Consider the following 18,441-nt stretch of genomic DNA (forward strand, 5'->3'; position numbering starts at 1 on the left):
TAAAGGTCACGAATCGGTAACGAGCCGCCTCGCAGCAGGGGACGCGCGGTCCACAGAATCACCCCAAACGGTGATCTGGGGGCGCAATCGCCCGCACTTGGCCGCGCACCGCCACCGACCGTCTCGACTGAGGCTGCCGGCGCCGTGTCACTTTCCGTGGGTACGGCGTCATTGCGCCATGACGGCTCGGCCGGCACGCTCAGGGCATGGTCGAGCGCGTCACCGTCGTCGCCTTTGCGGGCATGCAATCCCTCGACGTCACCGGCCCATGGGAGGTCCTGGCGGGGGCGAACCGGTACCGGGCGACACGTGGTGAGCGCCCCGCGTACGACCTGAGGCTGGCGGGCGCGGAGGCCGAGGTGGTTTCCGAGAGCGGCCTGGTCATGATGGCCACCGCGCTCGGAGAGCCGGTCCGGGCCGGCACCCTCGTCGTCCCCGGCGGCCGTGCGGCGGCGGCCGAGGATGGGCACGCTGACCTCGTCGACTGGCTGCGGGAATGCCGTCCCACGCGGTTGTTGTCGGTCTGTTCCGGAGCGTTCCTCTGCGCACGCGCCGGGTTGCTCAGCGGTCGCCGGGTTGCCACCCACTGGTCCGTCTCCAGGGACCTCGATCGGCGATTCTCCGATCTCACCGTCGACCACGACGCTCTCTACGTGCACGACGGCCCGGTCTGGACGTCGGGTGGCGTCACGGCAGGAATCGACCTGGCGCTGGCAGTCGTGGCTGCCGACCACGGAGCACGAGTCGCCCAGGAGATCGCCCGCTGGCTCGTGATGTTCCTGCACCGGCCCGGACAGCAGGCCCAGTTCTCCGGCCCCGTGTGGTTGGAACGCGCCAGCGAGAAGCGGGTAGCCGCCGTTCAGCGTGCCATCGAGGCCGACCCGACGGCGACACACCGCGTCGATGACCTCGCCGCGCAGTTTGCCCTGTCGCCTCGACACTTCCAGCGTCTCTTCGCACGTGAGACAGGACTCTCCGTCGGGCGCTACCGCACCGAGCTTCGCCTGGAGACCGCCAAACGCCTTCTGGTGCAGTCCGACCTCGCCCTCGACGTGGTGGCGACCAGGTCGGGATTCGGGTCCGCCGAGTCGCTTCGACGTGTCTTCGGCGAACGACTCGGCACGACCCCGGGCGCGTTCCGCGCACGCTTCTCGATGCTCTGATCGCCTTCGACGGCCATCGCTGTCAACCGAAAGGACCTCTGGTGACCCACGTCGTCATACCTCTGTACGAGCGTTTCACCGCGCTGGACGTCATCGGCGTCTACCAGCCACTGGCCCTCACCCCGGGCATCGAGGTGGTCCTCGTCGCCGAACGCCCCGGTCCCGTCCGGGACGACTGCGGGATGGTCTCCCTGGTGGCCGAGATTGCGCTCGAAGACGTGGAAGCGACGGACGTTCTCGTCGTCCCGGGAGGACCAGGGACCGTTCAGGCTCTCGCCGGGCCGCTGCCGGGCTGGATCAGACGGATCCACGAGACGACGACGTTCACGACCTCCGTGTGCTCCGGATCGATCCTGCTGGGGGCCGCCGGGCTGCTTCGGGGTCGACGGGGCACCAGCCACTACCGGGCCGCGCAGGAGTTGGTCCGCTTCGGTGCCGAGCCGACGGACCAACGAGTCGTCGAAGAGCCGGACGCCCGCATCATCACGGCGGCCGGTGTGTCGAGCGGCATCGACATGGGACTGAGACTCGTCGAACTCCTCACCGACCGGACGACCGCAGAGGCCATCCAACTGTGGATGGAGTACGACCCACAACCGCCATTCGACAGCGGCCACCCGTCCCGCGCGACCCCCGAGGTGCTCGCCCGAGCGGCGGCGTACGACAGCGCGGCCAGGGTGGCGCACCCGGGGCCCCCTCCACCCCGGTGACCTTCGCGATGACATGTGTCCACGACGGAGGGGCGGACGCCCACGGCCGTGGCCGCCGCGCCGTGGCTCGCGATCGACGAGGTTGCGTGGCCAGGTCGCCGGCGTGCCTGGATGCGCTCGGCGACAGCCGAGCGCATCCAGGCGGTGGTCGGCCACTCGCTCAGTGGTCGTCCAGCACTGCCCATTCCACCGAATGGGGCAGCGCCCGGTCGTCAGTCAGAGGCCACCGTCGGCAGACTGTCGATGTAGCGAGACGGGAGAGTCGTGAGCGGGGCGTCCGCGTATCCGCTCTCGACGATTTCGTCCCACGTGTGGAAAGGCTTCTTGGCGCCACCGACGATCAGGTAGACGCCACCCTGCGGGTTCATCACCATCGTGCCGTCGCGGGGAACGTCGGAAACGCCGTCGAGGTACCGGGCCGGCAGAACAACACGCTGTGGGCCGTACCCGGTGTCGGTGATCTCCTGCGGATACGCGAACCAGACCTTCGCACCACCGGCGAACACAAAGACACCACCCTGCGGGTTCGCCACCACGGTGCCGTCGCGAGGAACGTCGGAAACACCGTCGAGGTACCGGGCCGGCAGAACAACACGCTGCGGGCCGTACCCGGTGTCGGTGATCTCCTGCGGATACGCGAACCACACCTTCGCACCACCGGCGAACACAAAGACACCACCCTGCGGATTCGCCACCACGGTGCCGTCACGCGGGGCAGTCGGCAGCAGCCCGAACGTGCCATTCGGAACGGCAGTCCAGGAAGTCGGATACCCCGTGGCGCCGATCTCGTCGACACTGTCGAACCAGATGGGCGCTCCGCCTGCCACGACCGAGATCGTCCCCCGCGGCTCGCGGTACACCGAACCTTCGGCGAGCGGGAAGTCGACGATGGTGCCTCGCACCCAGTCCTTCAGGTCGTCGACGCGGAGGTCGATGGCACCCGGCCGGGTCTCGGTCTCGCCAATGCATCCGGCCTGCCATGACGAACTGTTGATCGCCACCAGCTCGGGGCCGCCACCATGCTCCCGGAAGGCCGGCCCGCCAGCGTCGCCCTTGCAGATACTCGCGTTCGCGGGAACACGACCCTTGATTTCGAAGGTCGTCGCGGTCTGGTCGTTCCACCAGCCCACCGTGAACTGTGCGGTGTGCATCCGGTCGGGCATCCACTCGGTTGCGGTGCGGCCGTAGCCCGCTACCCGGAGCACCTGCCCGTATCGGGGGCTGGTCGAGGCGATTCTGATCGGCATGATGTCGTCGTTGACCGGACTCACCAGCCGGGCAAGAACCACGTTCCGCCCTGGATGTGGCACCAGTCTATCGACCGCGACGACCGAACCCGGGGAGGAACTCAGGCTCGCGCGCCCGACGGTTGCCGTCGTCGGACGCGGCGGTGGGCCGGAAGCCAGGTCAGACGATCCGAAACAACTCTTGGCGGTGATCACCCATTGCGGCGCGACGAGAGCGCCGGAACAGGACGCACTTCCAGCCTGGCCTGGTTCCCCGATGGCCAGTTTGGTAACGAATCGGTACGTGCCGTCAGCGGCCGCGACGCCGACAGCCGACTGGGCCGGCAACCCCGACGAGGTCAAACCCGCCGCCACCAGAACCAGCGTCAGACCCGCCCGCCAACCCACTCTGACAAATCTCATGCATGGCCTCCGCTTTGCCACCTGGCACGATCCGGGATCTGGCTGCCCGAGTGGGCAGCCAGGCGCGCATAGGCAGGCGACAACGGCGATGTCACATCAACCCCCGTGGAAGCGAAACCGCGCAGCCACAGGCTAGTGGGAGAGAGTCCGCCACACAAGATCGAATAGGTAAGCCGCGATGGATGTGATCCGCGCGGCCGACCGCACCGCGCGGCGGGCGCTAGACGCCCACCCGCTGCGGCGGCACGGTGAGGCCGTAGAGCGCCATCAACTCCGGGGTGTCGACCCTGCTGCCGTCGGCCACCGAGTCGCAGGCGATGTCCACGATCTGGTCCTTGTGCGCCAGCAGGTACGGCCGGGCGCCCACGTCGGCGCTGGCCAGGGTGGCGATGCCGGGCCAGTGCCGGCGGCCGAAGAGCATCGGGTAGCCGCGCAGCCCGTCGTAGGTGGCGCAGACCAGCACGTCCGGGTACGGCAGGGCGGCCACCCGGCGGACCGCCGTGGCGGTCAGGCCCGGCATGTCGACCGGGACCACCACCACCGCCTCGATTCCGTCGTCGTCCATGGCGGCCAGACCGGCCCGGATCGACGAGCCGACCCCGGTGCCCCATGCCTTGTTGATCACTACGGTGGCCTTGCCCAGGTCGGCGGTTTCCCGGACCTGCTCGGCGGCCGCACCCAGCACGACCACGATCTGCTCGCAGCCCGCCGTGGTCATCGTGTCGATCATCTGGTTGACCAGAGGCTTCTCGCCCTGGTGCAGCAGCGCCTCGGGACCACCGATCCGTCGTCCCCCGCCCGCCGCGATGATCATTCCTGCGATCCGGTTCAGCTGCGCCCCCTCAAGCATGGGACCGACCGTGACCGATCCGTCCCTTCCTACGGACACTGCAACGAGAACGGCTGGCCGAGGGTGGCGGGGCTAATAGGAGAAATAGTGCAACTGTTACACGCCCGGCATCTCCCGGCACGGACACGATGCCGGTCAGACAGCGTCGGCGTAGCAGTCGACGATGGACAAATCCAACGGGAACCGGACCGGCGTCGCACCGAACAGCAGCGCGGACGCCCGCTCACCGGAGCGGGTGACAGCGTCGGCGACCGCATCCGCCTGCTCGGCAGGCGCGTGCACGATCACCTCGTCGTGCTGAAAGAAGACCAGCTCGGCGTCGCTGCCGGACAACTCCGTGCGCAACGTCGCCAGCAGTGTGGAGGCCCACTCGGCGGCGGTGGCCTGAATGACGAAGTTGCGCGTGAAGCGCCCCCGGGACCGCGCGGCCCGGGCCCGCGGGCTGTGCGGGTCGGCCGCCCCATCCGGATCGGACGGCACCTCGTCAGGATCACCGAACCCCACCGAACCGGGCGGGCACGTCCGCCCCAGCCACGACCGCACCAACCCGCCCGCCTCACCGGTACGCGCCGCCGCCTCGACGTAGTTGAACGCCGTCGGGTAACTGCGCTTCAACACCGCCAACGCGGGCACCGCAGCGCCACCGGTCTGCCCGTACATCGCGCCGAGCAGGGCCACCTTGGCCCGAGCCCGGTCACCGCCGAACGAGTCGCGCGCCAATGCGGCGTAGAGATCACCGGCCCCGCCCGCCGCCGCCAGCCGTGCGTCGTCGGAGACAGCGGCGAGCACCCGTGGCTCCAACTGGCCGGCGTCGGCGACCACCAACCGCCAGCCTGGATCGGCCATCACCGCGCGCCGGATCACCTTCGGGATCTGCAACGCGCCACCACCCCGGGTGGCCCAGCGGCCGGAGACCACCCCACCCGGCACGTACTCCGGTTGGAACCGGCCGCCCTGCACCCACTGCTCGCGCCACGACCAGCCGTGCGCCGTCCAGATCCGGTAGAGCTCCTTGTATTCCAGCACCAGCGGCACCGCCGGGTGATCCACCCCGCGCAGCACCCAGGCCCGGGTGTTGGGTAGCTCCACCCCGACCCGGGCAAATGCCTTCAACAGCTCCGCCGGGGAGTCCGCGTGCAGACGACGTACGCCGAACGCGTCGGCGATCTGGGCCGCCAGGTCGGCGAGTCGACGTGGCGGCCCACCGACCGGGGACGCCTCACCGAGCAGTTCGGTGAGGATCTCGTCGTGCACGTCGGCACGCCAGGGCAGCCCGGTGGCGCCCATCTCCACCGCGATCAGCGTGCCGGCCGACTCGGCAGCCACCAGCAACCGGAACCGGCCCGGGTGCTCGGTCTCGGCGATGCGGGCGAGTTGGTCGGCGTACACCTGGGTCAGTGCGTCGATGCCGGGGCCCGGCGGGCCGGGCAGCGTGTCGAAGAGCGCGCCCTGGCCGTGCCCGGGGGGCGCGGCGGCGCGCGACGGTGGGTCGGGCGGCACCGCGGCGCCGGTCAACCGGGCCCAGGCGGCGGCCAGCGAGCGGGGCTCGCCCCAGCGGCCGGCGTGCCCGAGCAGCAGCGCCTCGGTCAACTCCACGTCGTGGCACCTGTCGACCCGGACGCCGGCGCGCAGGAGCCCCGGGTAGACAGACGTGGCGGTCGACCAGACCCAGCGCGGGTGCTCGGCGGCCTCCCGCGCGGCGACCGCGGCGACCAGGTCGGCGACCACCTCGGTGGGGCCAACCGGTCGACCGGCGGCGTCCAGTGGGCGCAGCGCTCCCCCGCCCCGCTCATCAGCCACCACCGCCACCAGCACGAACGCGATTCTGCCCCTCCCCTCCGACAGGAAGTGAGGGGCACCTTACGTTTGCCGGGTCGGTGGGGTGTCGGAACGGACCGGTAGCGTGACCTGGTGCCTCCGCAGATCCCGCATTCCGCTCCTGGCACTCCGGACACCCGCGGTCCGATGCGATACCTCTGGTGGTTGATCCGCTGCCAGCCCTGGCGGGTGCTGCGCGGCAGCCTGCTCGGGACGACCTGGATGATCGGCCTGTCGGCACGGCCCTACCTGATCGCGCGTGCGGTCGACGACGGGCTGCGCGCACGCGACACCCGGGCCCTGGCGTTCTGGGTCGCGGCGATCATCGTCGCCGGACTGGCCCTGTCGTACGTCGGCACCATGCGGCACCGCACGATGACCTTCATCCGGGAGGACGCCAAGGCCCGCACGGCGGAGGTGCTGCTGCGCCACCTGTCCCGGATCGGCGCCGCGCTACCGCGCCGGATCGGCGCGGGCGAGGTGGCCACCGTCGGCGGTTCCGACATCAACTGGACGGCGGAGGTGTTGACGCTGACCGGGCCGGGCGTCGGCGCGATCATCGCGTACGCGGTCATCGCCGTGGTGCTCTGGTCGATCTCCCCGCTGCTCGCGCTCTGCGTGCTGGTGGGAGTGCCGGTGGTCGGGCTGGTCGTCGGGCCGCTGCTGCGCCGCCTCGAACGCGCGGAGTCCGTCTACCGCCAGCAGCAGGGCGCGCTCACGGCCCGATCCGGCGACATCGTGGCCGGGCTGCGCGTGCTCGCCGGGGTGGGCGGTCGGGACCTCTTCGCCCGGCGGTACGCGGCCAGATCCCAGGACCTGCGCGCCGAGGGCTACCGGGTCGGCGCGGTCAACAGCTGGATCGACGCGGCGAGCGTCGCCATCCCCGGGTTGTTCCTGGCGGCGGTGGTCTGGCTGACGGCCCGGATGGCGGTGACCGGTGACGTCACGATCGGTGAGTTGGTCGCCGTCTACGGCTACGTGGCGACCCTGATCGTGCCGGTCTGGTTCCTGCTCGAAGGCAGTTACCAACTGATCCGGGGTCGGGTCGCCGCCCAGCGGATCGCCGACCTGATCAACGTGAGCCCCGACGATGTCGGCGGTCCGGGCCGACGGTGGCCGGGCCCCGTCCCCGACGCCCGCCGGCCGGGCGCCCTGGACGCGCCAGCCGGCCCCGCCGACCTGCACGACCCGGTGACCGGGCTGACCGTACGCGCCGGCCAACTGACCGGGGTGGCGGCAGACGACCCGGCCGCGGGCGTGGCCCTGGCCGACCGGCTCGGACGGTACGTGGTCAGCGGGACGACCTGGGGCGGAGTGCCGCTGACCGGGGTCGCCCTGGACGAGGTTCGCTCCCGGATCGTCGTCGCCGACCACGACTCGTACCTCTTCGCCGGGACCCTGCGGGACATCCTCCGACCGACCGGCGGCGACGCCGGAGGCGATGAGCACGACCGGATTCGCGCGGCGCTGCGGGTCGCCTCGGCCGAGGACGTCGTCGACGCCCTGCCGGCCGGGCTGGACACTCCGATCGACGCCCGGGCCCGGGCCCTCTCCGGCGGTCAACGCCAACGGGTCCGCCTGGCCCGGGCACTCCGCACCGAGCCGGAGGTGCTGATCCTCATCGACCCGACGTCGGCGGTGGACGCGCACACCGAGGCCCGGATCGCCGAGCGGCTGCATGCCGCGCGGGCCGGACGGACCACCGTGGTGATCACCACGTCGCCACTGCTGCTCGGCCGGGCCGACCTGGTCGCGCACCTGAGCGCCGGCCGGATCACCTCCACCGGCACCCACGAGGGAATGCTCGACTACGAACCGGGCTACCGGCGCCTGGTGGCCCGGGGCAGCGAGGATCCGGACATCGAGCGGCCCGCCGACACCGAGGAGGCGTACCGGTGACCCGGCTGCCCGTGGCCGACCGCCGCACCGTACGCCGGGCGTTGCGGGACATGATCAGCCGGCACCGCCGCGCGGTCGGGATCGTGCTCGCGCTGCACAGCGCCGCCGCAGTCGTCGGGCTGGCCCCACCGTGGCTGCTGGGCACCATCGTCGATGAGGTCACCGCGGGCGCGGGCGTGGCCACGGTGGACCGGCTGGCGCTGGCCATCGCCGGCTGCGTCCTGCTCAGTGCGGTGCTCTCCCGGTACGCCCAGTACGCCGGTCACCGCTTCGGTGAACGGGCCGTCGCCGAACTACGCGAGGAGTTCGTCTCCCGGACCCTCGGCCTGCCAGTCTCGGTCGTCGAACGCGCCGGCTCCGGGGACCTGGCCACCCGCAGTTCGGTCGACGTGGCGACGGTCGGCACCACCGTCCGGGACGTGGTGCCCACCATCGTCATCGCCGTGGTGCAGTTGACGTTGCTGTTCGGGGCGGTCTTCCTCCTGCACCCGCTGCTCGGGCTGGCTGCGCTGGCCGGGCTTCCGTCGATCGTGGCGGTCACCCGCTGGTACCTGCGGCGGGCCACGCCCGCGTACCTCACCGAGGGCGCGGCGTCAGCCGAGTTGACGGAGACGCTGACCACCACCGCCGAGGGTGCCCGCACCGTGGAGGCGCTGTGGCTGACCGACGACCGGATCCGGCACGGCACCGCCCACATCACCCGGGTCTGGTCGGCCCGCCGGGCAACCCTCGCACTGCGTACGGTGTTCTTCTCGGTCGTCGAGGCCAGTTACCCGCTGCCGGTCGCCCTGGTCCTGCTCGTCGGCGGCTACCTGTTCTCCAGGGACATCGTCTCGCTCGGCGCGGTGGTCGCCGCCGCGCTCTACCTGCAACAGGCGATCGAGCCGATGGACCGGTTGCTGCAGTGGACGGAGCAGGCGCAGCGGGGCTTGGCGTCGTACGCCCGGGTGCTCGGCGTCGGCATGGTCCCGCCGGAGCCGCCCGGCCGGACGGCAACGTCACAGGGAGAGCGACTCGTCGTCCGTGGCGCGCGGTTCTCCTACTCCGGTGGCCCGGACGTGCTGCACGGCATCGACCTGGAGGTGCAGCCCGGTGAGCGACTGGCCGTCGTCGGGCCGTCGGGTGCCGGCAAGTCCACCCTGGCCCGGCTGCTGGCCGGGATCGACGCGCCACGGCAGGGCGTCGTCAGCATCGGTGGTTGCCCGGTCACCGACCTCGACCCCGCCGAGCGACGCCGCCGGATCGCCCTGGTCACTCAGGAGCACCACGTCTTCATCGGCTCGGTGCGCGACAACCTCTCCTTCGCCGCGCCCGACGCCTCCGACGAGCAGATGCGCTCCGCGCTGGTCAGCGTGGGGGCCGACTGGTTCGCGGGGCTGCCCGACGACCTGGACACCCAACTCGGCGACGGTGCCCGGCAACTCGGCGCGGCCGAGGCACAACAACTCGCGCTGGCCCGGCTGGTGCTCGCCGACCCGCACACACTGATCCTGGACGAGGCGACGGCCGCCCTCGATCCGACCACCGCCCGTCGTACCGAGCGGGCGCTGGCCGCCGTGCTCGCCGGGCGGACCGTCATCGCGATCGCGCACCGGCTCAACACCGCACACGACGCCGACCGGGTCGCCGTGCTGGCGGACGGTCGGATCACCGAGATCGGCAGCCACGACGAGCTGGTCGCCGCCGGCGGGGCGTACGCGGCACTGTGGCGCTCCTGGCACACCCACGCCGACGAGCGGTGAGTTGGGCCCCTACTTCACGGCGCCGGAGGTGAGGCCGGCCTGGATCTGGCGTTGGAAGACCGCGTACACGATGATCATCGGAAGGATCGCGATGGTCAGCGCGGCGAACAACCCGGACCAGTCGGCCTCGTAGCCGGCGTTGACCGAGATGTCGGCGATGCCCTGGGTGAGCACCCACTTGTCCTTGGCGTTGGAGAGCAGCACCAACGGAAGCTGGTACTGCGCCCACTGACCGATGATGTTGAAGATCGCCACGCTGATCAGGCCCGGCTTCGCCATCGGCATCATCACCTGGAAGAACAGCCGGGTGTGCCCACAGCCGTCGATCATCCCCGCCTCGGCCACCGACGACGGCAGCGTCTTGAAGAACGCGGCCAGGAAGAACACCGTGAACGGCAACGAGTACGCGCTGTAGACCAGCACCACGCCGGTGTGCGTGTCCAGCAGGCCCAGGTTCTTCACCACGAAGAAGAGCGGCACCAGGGCCAGGAAGACCGGGAAGGCCAAGCCCGAGACGAAGAGGAAGTAGACCGCCCGGTTGCCCCAGAACTTGTAACGGGCCAGCACGTACGCGGCCATCGAGCCGAGCAGCATGGTGAGGAACGTGCTGCACGACACCACGATCACGCTGTTCAGGAAGTACCGGCCGATGTTCGCCTTGGTCCAGGCCCGCCCGAAGTTCTCCCAGCGCAGCTCTGCCGGGAGCGTCCACGGGCTGCTGAAGATCTCGCTGGTGTTCTTGAACGCGGCGAGGAAGGTCCAGAGGATCGGCACGATCACGATCACCGCCCAGACGGCGAGCGCGACGTGCCCCAGGCCGGCGAAGAGCCGTACCTCCGAGCGGGGGCCCTTGCTCCCCCGCCCACCGGCGGCGTTCGGGTCGCCGGTGGTGGGCGGTAGCGCCGCCGGTGTCGGCGGCAGCGTCGACTGCGGGTTCATCAGTACTCCACGCTTTCCCGCTTGGTGAGCCGCAGCGTCAGCGCCGCGAAGGTGATGGTGAGGAAGAACAGCGCCACGCCCATCGCCGAGGCGTAACCGTACTTCGAGTAGACGAACGCGTTGCGGTAGATCTCCATCGCCAGGACGGTGGTGGCGCCGTCCGGGCCGCCACCGTCCACCGAGAGCACGGCCACGATGGCGAAGCAGTCGAACGCGGCGATGCCCAGATAGACCCAGGCCACCTGGAGGGTGTCCCAGAGCAGTGGCAGGGTGACCCGGAAGAACAGAGTGACCTTGGATGCGCCGTCCATCTCGGCGGCCTCGTAGATCTCGCCCGGTATGGAGGCCATCCCGGCCGAGAAGAGCACCACGTAGAAGCCGACGGCCTGCCAGACCAGCACCGCGATGATCGACCAGAGGGCCAGGTTCGGCTTGACCAGGAAGAGCACCGGGTCCAGGCCGAACTTCATCAACACGCCGTTGATCAGGCCGGACTCGTTCGGCCGGTACACCATCTGGAACAGCACCGCGATGATGGCCACCGCCAGGACCTGGGGGAAGAAGAACACCACCCGGTAGAACTTCGCCCCCCAGACACCCTGACGTTGCCCACCGCTACTCTTGCCGCCCACGTTGAGCTGGAAGGCGAAGAACAGCGCGATGGCGATGGTGATCAGCGGCAGGGCAAGCAGGAGTACGCCGTGGTGCTGGACCGCCTTCCAGAAGGCGCCGTCGTCGAGCAACCTCCGGTAGTTGTCGAAGCCCACGAACTGCGGGGCCGACAGCCCCCGCCAGTTGGTCATCGAGATCCAGAACGCCTGCGCGTACGGCCAGATCACGAAGGTCACGTACAGCGCGACCGGGGCGATCAGGAACCCGATCACGAATGGATACTTGCCGTGCCGCATGACCCCTACGCTCCGATCAGCGCTTGAACTTGGTGACGGAGGAATCCTTCTTGATGGCGTCAGCGCGCTTCTGGATCCGCTCCACGAAGGCGTCGGCGTTGATCCGGCCGAACATCAGCTCGTTGGTGGCGGTCCGCGCCTCCGTGTCGAGCTCCTTGTACCAGTTGTCGAAGAGCATGTTGAACACGTCCTTGCCGGCCGCCTTCAACGCAGCCTGCGCGCTGGCGACACCCGGCGGGAACTGGAAGCCCTCGCTGCCGGCCGGCACCACCGTGGCCGCACCGACGGTCTCGGTGAAGCCCCGGGCGCCCGCCTTGGAGAGCATCTGGCGCATGTACTCCATCCCGCCACGCGGGTTCTTGCTCTTGGACGAGACGAAGTATCCCTCGCCACCGGCCGCCCGGATAGCGGTCGCCGGCAGCTTGTCCGACGCGGTGAGACCGGGCACCGGCATGAGCTGGTAGGTGAAGCCCGCCGGCGTGTCCTTCTTCTGCTCGTTCTCCAGCCAGTCGCCGGACGGGTAGAAGGCGAGCTTGCCCTGGTTCTGCCGCAGCTGCACGTCGGTGTGCTTGAGCCCCTCGAAGCTCTTGTCCGAGTACTTCGCGCCGATCTCGGCCCACGCCTCCGCAGCCTGCTTGACAGCGTCCTGCTTCCAGGCGCCGTCCTCCAGGTTGTCGATGTTCTTCAGGACATCGGTGCCGCCGATCTTCGCGGCCTGCGTGAGGATCACGTTCCACTGGTAGTAGGCCGCGTTCGACCCGGCATAGCCGTACGGCGTGATGCCCTTGGCCTTGATCTGCTCGCACAACGCCTTGAACTGCTCCCAGGTGGTGGGCGCCGTCCAACCGTTGTCCTTGAAGAGCTTGCCGGAGTACCAGATGCCGTAGACCGTCGAGACGTAGTACAGGACGAACGGCTTGCGCCCCCCGTCGGCGGTGTTGAACATGCCCTGCTCGACAACACCCGGGATGACGGTGTCGCGGACCTTCTTGCTCGGGTCGTCGACCGACGGGGCGTCCCACAGCTCGGTGAGGTCCTGCAGCTGGCCGTCGTTGACGAGCGCACCGAAGTCGAGGAACTTCTCGCCCGAGTTGTTGACGAACTCCGGCGGGTTGCCGCCGGCGAACCGCGGCTGGAGCACCGTGGAGACCGCCTGGGTCGCCTGGTGCTTGACCTCGGACTTGGGGAACGCCGTCTTGTACAGCGGCTCGTGCACGTCGGTGGCGTACTTCTCGCCGTAGCCGCCGTTGAAGATGATCACCTCGATCGGGGCGTCCTCCTTGACGCCCAGCGGGTTCTTCTCGCTCTTGGTGCCGCCGGCAACCTGCTCGTTCTCCTTGTCGCTGCCGCTGGTGGCGCAGGCGCTGAGCAGGCCGATGGCCGGAGTGGCGAGCATGCCCACGGCGGCGGCGCGACGCAGCACCGTGCGACGGTCGAGTGCGGCCGGCTGTTCGGGGGTATTCGACATCGTCGTCTCTCCTTGTGGAATTCGGGTCAGGCAGTGCGCCGGAGACGCCCGGCGTACCGCGACTCGAGGGCGATGTTGTGCTCGTCCCCGCCGGGGACGTTGGCGGAGAGGTAGATAGGGGGTACCTCCCCGGCCTGGTGGAACCGTCGTACGACCTCCGCGGTCAGCAGCTGCGCCAGCAGCGCCGTGGTGACCGAGGAGACCGCACAGACCGCGCCGCCGCCCTCGAGCGGCAGCAGTGCATCGCCGTACGGCGCGCCGTTGTCCAGCACGACGTCGGCGAGGTCGGCGAGCCGATGCCCGGACGGGTGCCGTGGAGCGACCCGTGCGGTGTGCTCGACCGAGGTGACCGCGATCAACGGGTGACCGCGCTCGGTGACCAGCGCCGCCAGCTCGACCACCGAGCCGTTGATGCCGGATTGGGACGCCACCACGAACACGTCGCGCGGCTGAGGTGCCGCGAGCGCGTAGATCTGGTGGGCGATGGAGGGATCGCGTTCCAGCTTCGGATCGGCGAGCACGTCACGCGGGGCGTCACCGTGCATGACCAGGTCCCGTACCGAGAGCCGGTTGGTGGGGACCAGCCCGCCGGCCCGGGCAACCAGCTCGGCGGCGAACGCCTCGGAGTGCCCGGCGCCGAACGCCTGGAGCACGCCGCCGTCGCGCAGGCTGTCGGCGATGAGATCAGCGGCCCGGCTGATCCCGTCGGCCTCCGAGTCGAGCAGTCGGTCGAGCACCGGGCGGACCGCGTCCGCGTACCCCTGAGCGCTGATCATGACAGGACTCCCTCAGAAGCTGTCGGGAAACCTCGCGTCGGCTGCGGCGGTCCCAGCCGACGACCGGCCGCGTTGGAGGTCGGTCCGGATACAACACCGGTATCCGGACCGACCTCCGCCTTGCCGGATCGCCGGCTGGACTCCGCCTCGCTCGCCCCGGGGTTTCCCGACAGCCTCTTGGCTGCCTTGTGCCCGTCGACGGCCTGCGCGGTACGCCGGAAGGCCGCGTGGGCGCGGTCGTGCGTGCGTTGGGCGACGGCGATGTAGAGCAGGTCGAGCACCACCAGTTGGGGGTGCCGGGCGGAGAGCGCGTCCGGCCGGAAAGTCGTCGCCTGGCTGGCCGTGAGCAGCACGATGTCGGCCAGCTCGGCCAGCGGTGAGCGGGGGAAGCCGGTGAGCGCGAGCGTGGTGGCGCCCCGGCTGCCCGCCTCGGCGAGCATCTCGATCGTCTCCCGGGTCTGCCCGGTGTGCGAGATGCCGAGCGCCACGTCTCCGCTGCGCAGCAACGCGGCGCTGGCCAGCCCTTCGTGCACGTCGTTCCAGGCCCACGCGGCCACGCCGATGCGGTGCAGGCTGAACTGCATCTCCTCGCCGACCAGCGCGCTGCCGCTGGCACCGAAGATGTTCACCCGGCTGGCGCCGGCGATCGCCACGGCGGCCCGCTCCACCTCGGTGAGGTCGAGCAGGGTGGCGGTGTCGTGCATGGCCCTGGTGTCGGCGGCCATGATCTGGTCGAGCACCCGGGCGAGCGGGTCGCTCGGCTGGATCTCGCGTCCGATGTCGACCGTCCAGCCGGCCGAGCGCGCCCGACCGGTCTCGGAGGCAATGCCCAACCGCAGGTCGGCGTACCCCTCGAAGCCCATCGCCCGGCAGAAGCGGGTGATGGTCGCCGGCGAGGTGCCGCTGCGCTCGGCCAACTCCACGATGGTGGATCGGGCAGCCGCCTCCGGGTCGCTCAGCACGTGCTCGGCGACCCGGCGCAGCGCGCCGGTCAACTCGCCGAGCCCGCTGCGGACGCGGGCCAGGACCCCGTCAGAGGCTGAGCTCCTTCGATCGATCGCGTCGGCGTCGACCACCGCGGTCCCCGCGGCGGTGTCCACCTCGTGATCAACCATGGGTCGCCTCACCTTTCCGAAAAGACTGTTAACTGTTAGTGGTAAAAGTTCTTACTGAACGCCCCTCCGTGTCAAGACTGTGGGCGAAGTTTTCAAACTGTTACCTGGCGCACAGCCCCCCGCACCCACCGGAACTTGCCCCGTAAGACCCTGCCGACCAGCATGAACAGGCCCGAACGCCGTACCAAGCAAGGAGGCCCGTGCCGATGTCCGACACCCTCGTGGTCGGTCTCGACGTCGGCGGCACGTCCACCCGGGCGACCGCCCTGACCCTCACCGGGCAACGCCTCGGCACCGGCCGTGCCGGCGGTGGCAACCCCACCAGTCACGGCGCCGAACGCGCCGCCGCCGAACTGCTGACCGCGCTACGCGAGGCGCTCACCGACCTCGACCCGGCACGGGTCGTCGCCGGCACCATCGGGCTGGCCGGGGCGGGTCGACTGCTCGCCGACCCCGCCGGACGGGCCGCCTTCGACCGGGCCTGGCACGACGCCGGCCTACGCTGCCCGTACGCGGTACACGGCGACGCACTTGTCGCCTACGCCTCCGGCAGCGCCGCCCCAGACGGAACCATCCTCGTCGCCGGCACCGGGGCGATCACCGCGCAGGTCCACGACCTGCGACTCGACCGGATCGCCGACGGTCACGGCTGGCTCCTCGGCGACACCGGCTCAGGTTTCTGGCTCGGTCGCGAGGCGGTACGCCGCCTGCTCGCCGACCTGGACATCGGACGCACACCCGGCGCGCTGGCCACAGCGGTCCTCACCGAACTGCTCGGCAGCGCCGAGATCGCCGCCCGCCCCCGGGCCACCGTCGACGCCACCATCCAGGCCGTGACCCGACGGCCACCGATCGAGCTGGCCCGACTGGCACCGCTGGTCGTGACCGCCGCCAGCGAGGGCGAACCCGTTGCCGTCGCACTGATCGCCGAGGCCGCGACCCACCTGGCCGAGAGCGTGAGCCGAATCCGCCCCGCCGAGGCGGTGACACCCGTCGTACTCGGCGGCGGACTGCTCACCGCGGACACCCCGCTGGCCACCGCCGTCCGAACCGAGATCGCCCGGCACTGGCCGAACGCGCCCCTGCGTACCGCCGGTGACGGGGCCGCCGCCGCAGCCTGGCTCGCCGCCCGCGACCTCCCCGAGGTCACCGACCCGGCGGCCCTACACGCCCGCCTGTTCCCGACCACCCCCTAATGGGAGCTGCCGGGTCGCCACCGCACCGCCGCCACCGCGCCCGCCGGCCCGGCCCGCGCCATGATCACGCTCGATCGTGGAAGTAGTCCCCACCTCGTGCTGGGAAGGCACTAATTCCTGGATCAAGCACGATCATGGCAGGCAGCCCGACGTGGCGCAGCGGGCGGCGACGTGGCGCAGCGGGCGGCGGCCCGGTGACCGACAGCGCGAACAGCCTTCGTGCCGGCTTCGACGCCGCCACCGCCCCTCAGCTGAGCGCCTCGTACAACGCCTGCATCGAGCGGATGGCGGACCGGACCTCCTGCAGGATGGCGGAGGTCGGTGCCGGTGGGACCCAGGGGTTCACGTCGCTGTCGAAGCCCACCGTCTCCACGTCGCAGCCGAACCGCAGGCTAAGGAGCCGAACCGCGTCACAGTGTTGGAACGGAACGAAGATGTCGGTGGTGACCAACAACAGTCGCATCCCGACCGGTGCTGGCTGTAGGAGTTCCGCCCAGCCGATCAGCGTGTCCGCCGTGTTGGCTCGCTGACCCGGCCGGTTCGACGGCGCGGCCAGCACGTGCACCGGGGGCTGAACGTCCCGATGGGACCGCACCCACCAGGACTGACCGGTCTCGGTCGTACCGGAACGCTGCTCGGTGGCTGGCGCCGCGCCGAAGGCGTGCCGCAGTGCCTCGTCGACCGCATCGCCCTCGGTCGCCACGTCGCCCAGCCCGAGCTGGGCGGCGAACACGTTCTGCTCGGGAATCGGCCGCAGGCTGCCCAACCCCGCGACCGAGGTGGCACGCACACCCTGGCGCAGGATCGTGGCCGCCAGGTGGGCCCGCGCCATCATGGTGCGGACGCCGCCGCCGAGCACCAGGACGTGGTCGAACCGTCGGTTCCGCGGCACCACCCGACCGGCCAGCCCCAACGACCTCGCGGCCGATCTGATGCGCGCGTCGGTCGGGGCCGTGAAGGTCTCCCCCACGACCTGGTGGCGCTCCAACTGCCCCTTCCGATAGTCCCATCGGGTGGCGGAGAACTCCTCCAGCGCCCGTAGTCGATCGGCGAGCGAGCCGGCCAGCCGCTGCCCACCACCGAACTCGCCCAGCAGGGCGGTCATGGCCGGCGAGTCGACCCAGAAGGCGATCCGCTCGACGAGCCTGGCCCGGTCAGGCGGCCCCAGCTCCGCGCCGGCCGCCGTCCGCTCGCCGATCCCCGGGCCGATGGTGGGCAGTGGCACCGAGGAGAAGACCGTCGCCGTCACGCGGCCAGGGTCCCGGCCAGCGCCTGATGCAGCCGCTGCATCGACAGGATGCCGGACCGGATCTCCTGCAGGTAGCGGTCGGGGTTGGTGGCGCCGGGCGCGAGTGGCACGGTGGTCCGCGCCGGATCGAAGCCGATGGTGTCGATCCCGCACCCGTACCGTGCTGCCAGCATGCGGATCGCGTCGCTGTGTTGGAACGGCACGTAGATCGGCGAGGTGACGACCAGGATCCGGTCGGTCGGTTGGAGGCTGGACCGCTGGGCCCAGAACTCGTATGTGTCGGGGGTGTTGGCGCGGCGCTGCTCCGGTGCGCTGGAGGGCGCGGCGAGCACGTGCACCGCCGGGCAGTCGGCGGCCCGGTACGTGCGGACCTGCCAGGACCGGTGCGTCACGGGCCCGTCGGACGACTCGCACCGCACCGGCTCCGTGAGCCCGAACGCGCTGCGCACGCCAACGCCCATCGCGTCCATCTCGAACCGACTGTCGGCCAGCCCGGGCAGCGCGGTCTCCGCCTCGGTCAACGGTCGGAAACTGCCGAGCGCCGCCACGTCACCAACCGCGACGACACCCTCGCGGACGAGCCGGGCGGCGAACTCGGTGCGTTGCAGACACGCCCGCCCGAGGCCACCCAGGACCAGCAGGTGGTCGTAGGTGGCATGGGGCGGATCGGTCGGCTCGACGAGACGCAGGGCGGTGGCCACAGCGAGCACGAGCGCCGTCCGGGCCGGGTCGAAGGTCGGCGCCGCCACCTGGTCACGTTCCACATTGCCCTGCTTGCGGAAATTCCAGTGCTGGTCGGAGAACGCGTCGAGCCAGGCAAGAATCTCGCTGACGTCGCCTGCCGGCAGGGTGCCGCCGTATTCCTCGACCAAAGCGCGCATCGGCGGCGATGAGATCCAGCCGAGGATTTCCTCGGCCGCCGCCTGTGGACGGAATTTTGGCTCGCAAGTCGGAAGGGC

14 protein-coding genes and 1 pseudogene are annotated in these 18,441 nt (G+C 70.5%); 5 read left to right on the forward strand and 10 right to left on the reverse strand.

Annotation, left to right across the window (positions count from 1 at the left end; genetic code table 11):
- Positions 1–206 precede the first annotated feature (206 nt).
- Both C7C45_RS01425 and C7C45_RS01430 read left to right on the forward strand, forming a co-directional pair.
- Entirely contained in the window at positions 207–1,163 is a 957-nt protein-coding gene (locus C7C45_RS01425; RefSeq protein WP_110561780.1) for a GlxA family transcriptional regulator, read from the forward strand.
- A 41-nt stretch (positions 1,164–1,204) separates the two neighbouring features.
- Positions 1,205–1,873 (forward strand): DJ-1/PfpI family protein, encoded by a 669-nt coding sequence (locus C7C45_RS01430; RefSeq protein ID WP_110561781.1) that lies wholly within the window; start codon positions 1,205–1,207, stop codon positions 1,871–1,873.
- 212 nt (positions 1,874–2,085) lie between these two features.
- Here C7C45_RS01430 and C7C45_RS01440 read toward each other — a convergent pair whose 3' ends face one another.
- The 3 genes from C7C45_RS01440 to C7C45_RS01450 all read right to left on the reverse strand — a co-directional run bounded on the left by C7C45_RS01440 (position 2,086) and on the right by C7C45_RS01450 (position 6,217).
- A complete protein-coding gene (locus C7C45_RS01440; RefSeq protein WP_110561782.1) occupies positions 2,086–3,522 on the reverse strand; it encodes a S1 family peptidase in 1,437 nt (478 codons plus the stop codon).
- Between the two features lie 220 nt (positions 3,523–3,742).
- Complete coding sequence (locus C7C45_RS01445; protein ID WP_110561783.1) at positions 3,743–4,336, reverse strand: nucleotidyltransferase family protein; 594 nt, start codon at positions 4,334–4,336, stop codon at positions 3,743–3,745.
- Between the two features lie 171 nt (positions 4,337–4,507).
- Positions 4,508–6,217 (reverse strand): bifunctional 3'-5' exonuclease/DNA polymerase, encoded by a 1,710-nt coding sequence (locus C7C45_RS01450; protein ID WP_110561784.1) that lies wholly within the window; start codon positions 6,215–6,217, stop codon positions 4,508–4,510.
- A 120-nt stretch (positions 6,218–6,337) separates the two neighbouring features.
- Here C7C45_RS01450 and C7C45_RS01455 point away from each other — a divergent pair, with 120 nt between their 5' ends.
- A complete protein-coding gene (locus tag C7C45_RS01455; RefSeq protein WP_244200182.1) occupies positions 6,338–8,089 on the forward strand; it encodes an ABC transporter ATP-binding protein in 1,752 nt (583 codons plus the stop codon).
- Between the two features lie 50 nt (positions 8,090–8,139).
- Complete coding sequence (locus C7C45_RS01460) at positions 8,140–9,831, forward strand: ABC transporter ATP-binding protein (RefSeq protein ID WP_244200191.1); 1,692 nt, start codon at positions 8,140–8,142, stop codon at positions 9,829–9,831.
- A 9-nt stretch (positions 9,832–9,840) separates the two neighbouring features.
- Here the strand turns inward: C7C45_RS01460 and C7C45_RS01465 are convergent, their stop codons facing one another.
- The 5 genes and pseudogenes from C7C45_RS01465 to C7C45_RS01485 all read right to left on the reverse strand — a co-directional run.
- Positions 9,841–10,770, reverse strand: coding sequence for a carbohydrate ABC transporter permease (locus C7C45_RS01465; protein WP_110561787.1), 930 nt, complete (start codon positions 10,768–10,770; stop codon positions 9,841–9,843).
- Positions 10,770–11,678: a carbohydrate ABC transporter permease gene (locus tag C7C45_RS01470; protein ID WP_110561788.1), complete on the reverse strand. Its 909-nt coding sequence runs from the start codon at positions 11,676–11,678 to the stop codon at positions 10,770–10,772. The genes C7C45_RS01465 and C7C45_RS01470 overlap by 1 nt, the downstream gene beginning before the upstream one ends.
- A 16-nt stretch (positions 11,679–11,694) precedes the next feature.
- Entirely contained in the window at positions 11,695–13,146 is a 1,452-nt protein-coding gene (gene ngcE, locus C7C45_RS01475; protein ID WP_110561789.1) for an N-acetylglucosamine/diacetylchitobiose ABC transporter substrate-binding protein, read from the reverse strand.
- A gap of 26 nt (positions 13,147–13,172) precedes the next feature.
- Positions 13,173–13,922: a sugar isomerase domain-containing protein gene (locus tag C7C45_RS01480; protein WP_110561790.1), complete on the reverse strand. Its 750-nt coding sequence runs from the start codon at positions 13,920–13,922 to the stop codon at positions 13,173–13,175.
- 176 nt (positions 13,923–14,098) lie between these two features.
- Positions 14,099–15,037 (reverse strand): annotated as a pseudogene (locus tag C7C45_RS01485) (MurR/RpiR family transcriptional regulator); the annotation flags it as partial.
- Positions 15,038–15,243: 206 nt separating this feature from the next.
- Here C7C45_RS01485 and C7C45_RS01490 point away from each other — a divergent pair.
- Positions 15,244–16,233 carry an N-acetylglucosamine kinase gene (locus tag C7C45_RS01490; RefSeq protein WP_110561791.1) on the forward strand — a complete coding sequence of 330 codons (990 nt, stop codon included), beginning with the start codon at positions 15,244–15,246 and terminating at the stop codon, positions 16,231–16,233.
- 247 nt (positions 16,234–16,480) lie between these two features.
- On the opposite strand, the gene C7C45_RS01495 is transcribed toward C7C45_RS01490, so the two are convergent.
- Positions 16,481–17,482, reverse strand: a complete 1,002-nt coding sequence (locus tag C7C45_RS01495; protein ID WP_110561792.1) for a hypothetical protein — start codon at positions 17,480–17,482, stop codon at positions 16,481–16,483.
- The gene (locus tag C7C45_RS01500) at positions 17,479–18,363 is read right to left on the reverse strand and encodes a hypothetical protein (RefSeq protein WP_146247224.1); all 885 of its coding nucleotides are present in this window, start codon (positions 18,361–18,363) and stop codon (positions 17,479–17,481) included. The genes C7C45_RS01495 and C7C45_RS01500 overlap by 4 nt, the downstream gene beginning before the upstream one ends.
- Positions 18,364–18,441 lie beyond the last annotated feature (78 nt).

Source organism: Micromonospora arborensis, assembly GCF_003205615.1.
Lineage (GTDB): Bacteria > Actinomycetota > Actinomycetes > Mycobacteriales > Micromonosporaceae > Micromonospora > Micromonospora arborensis.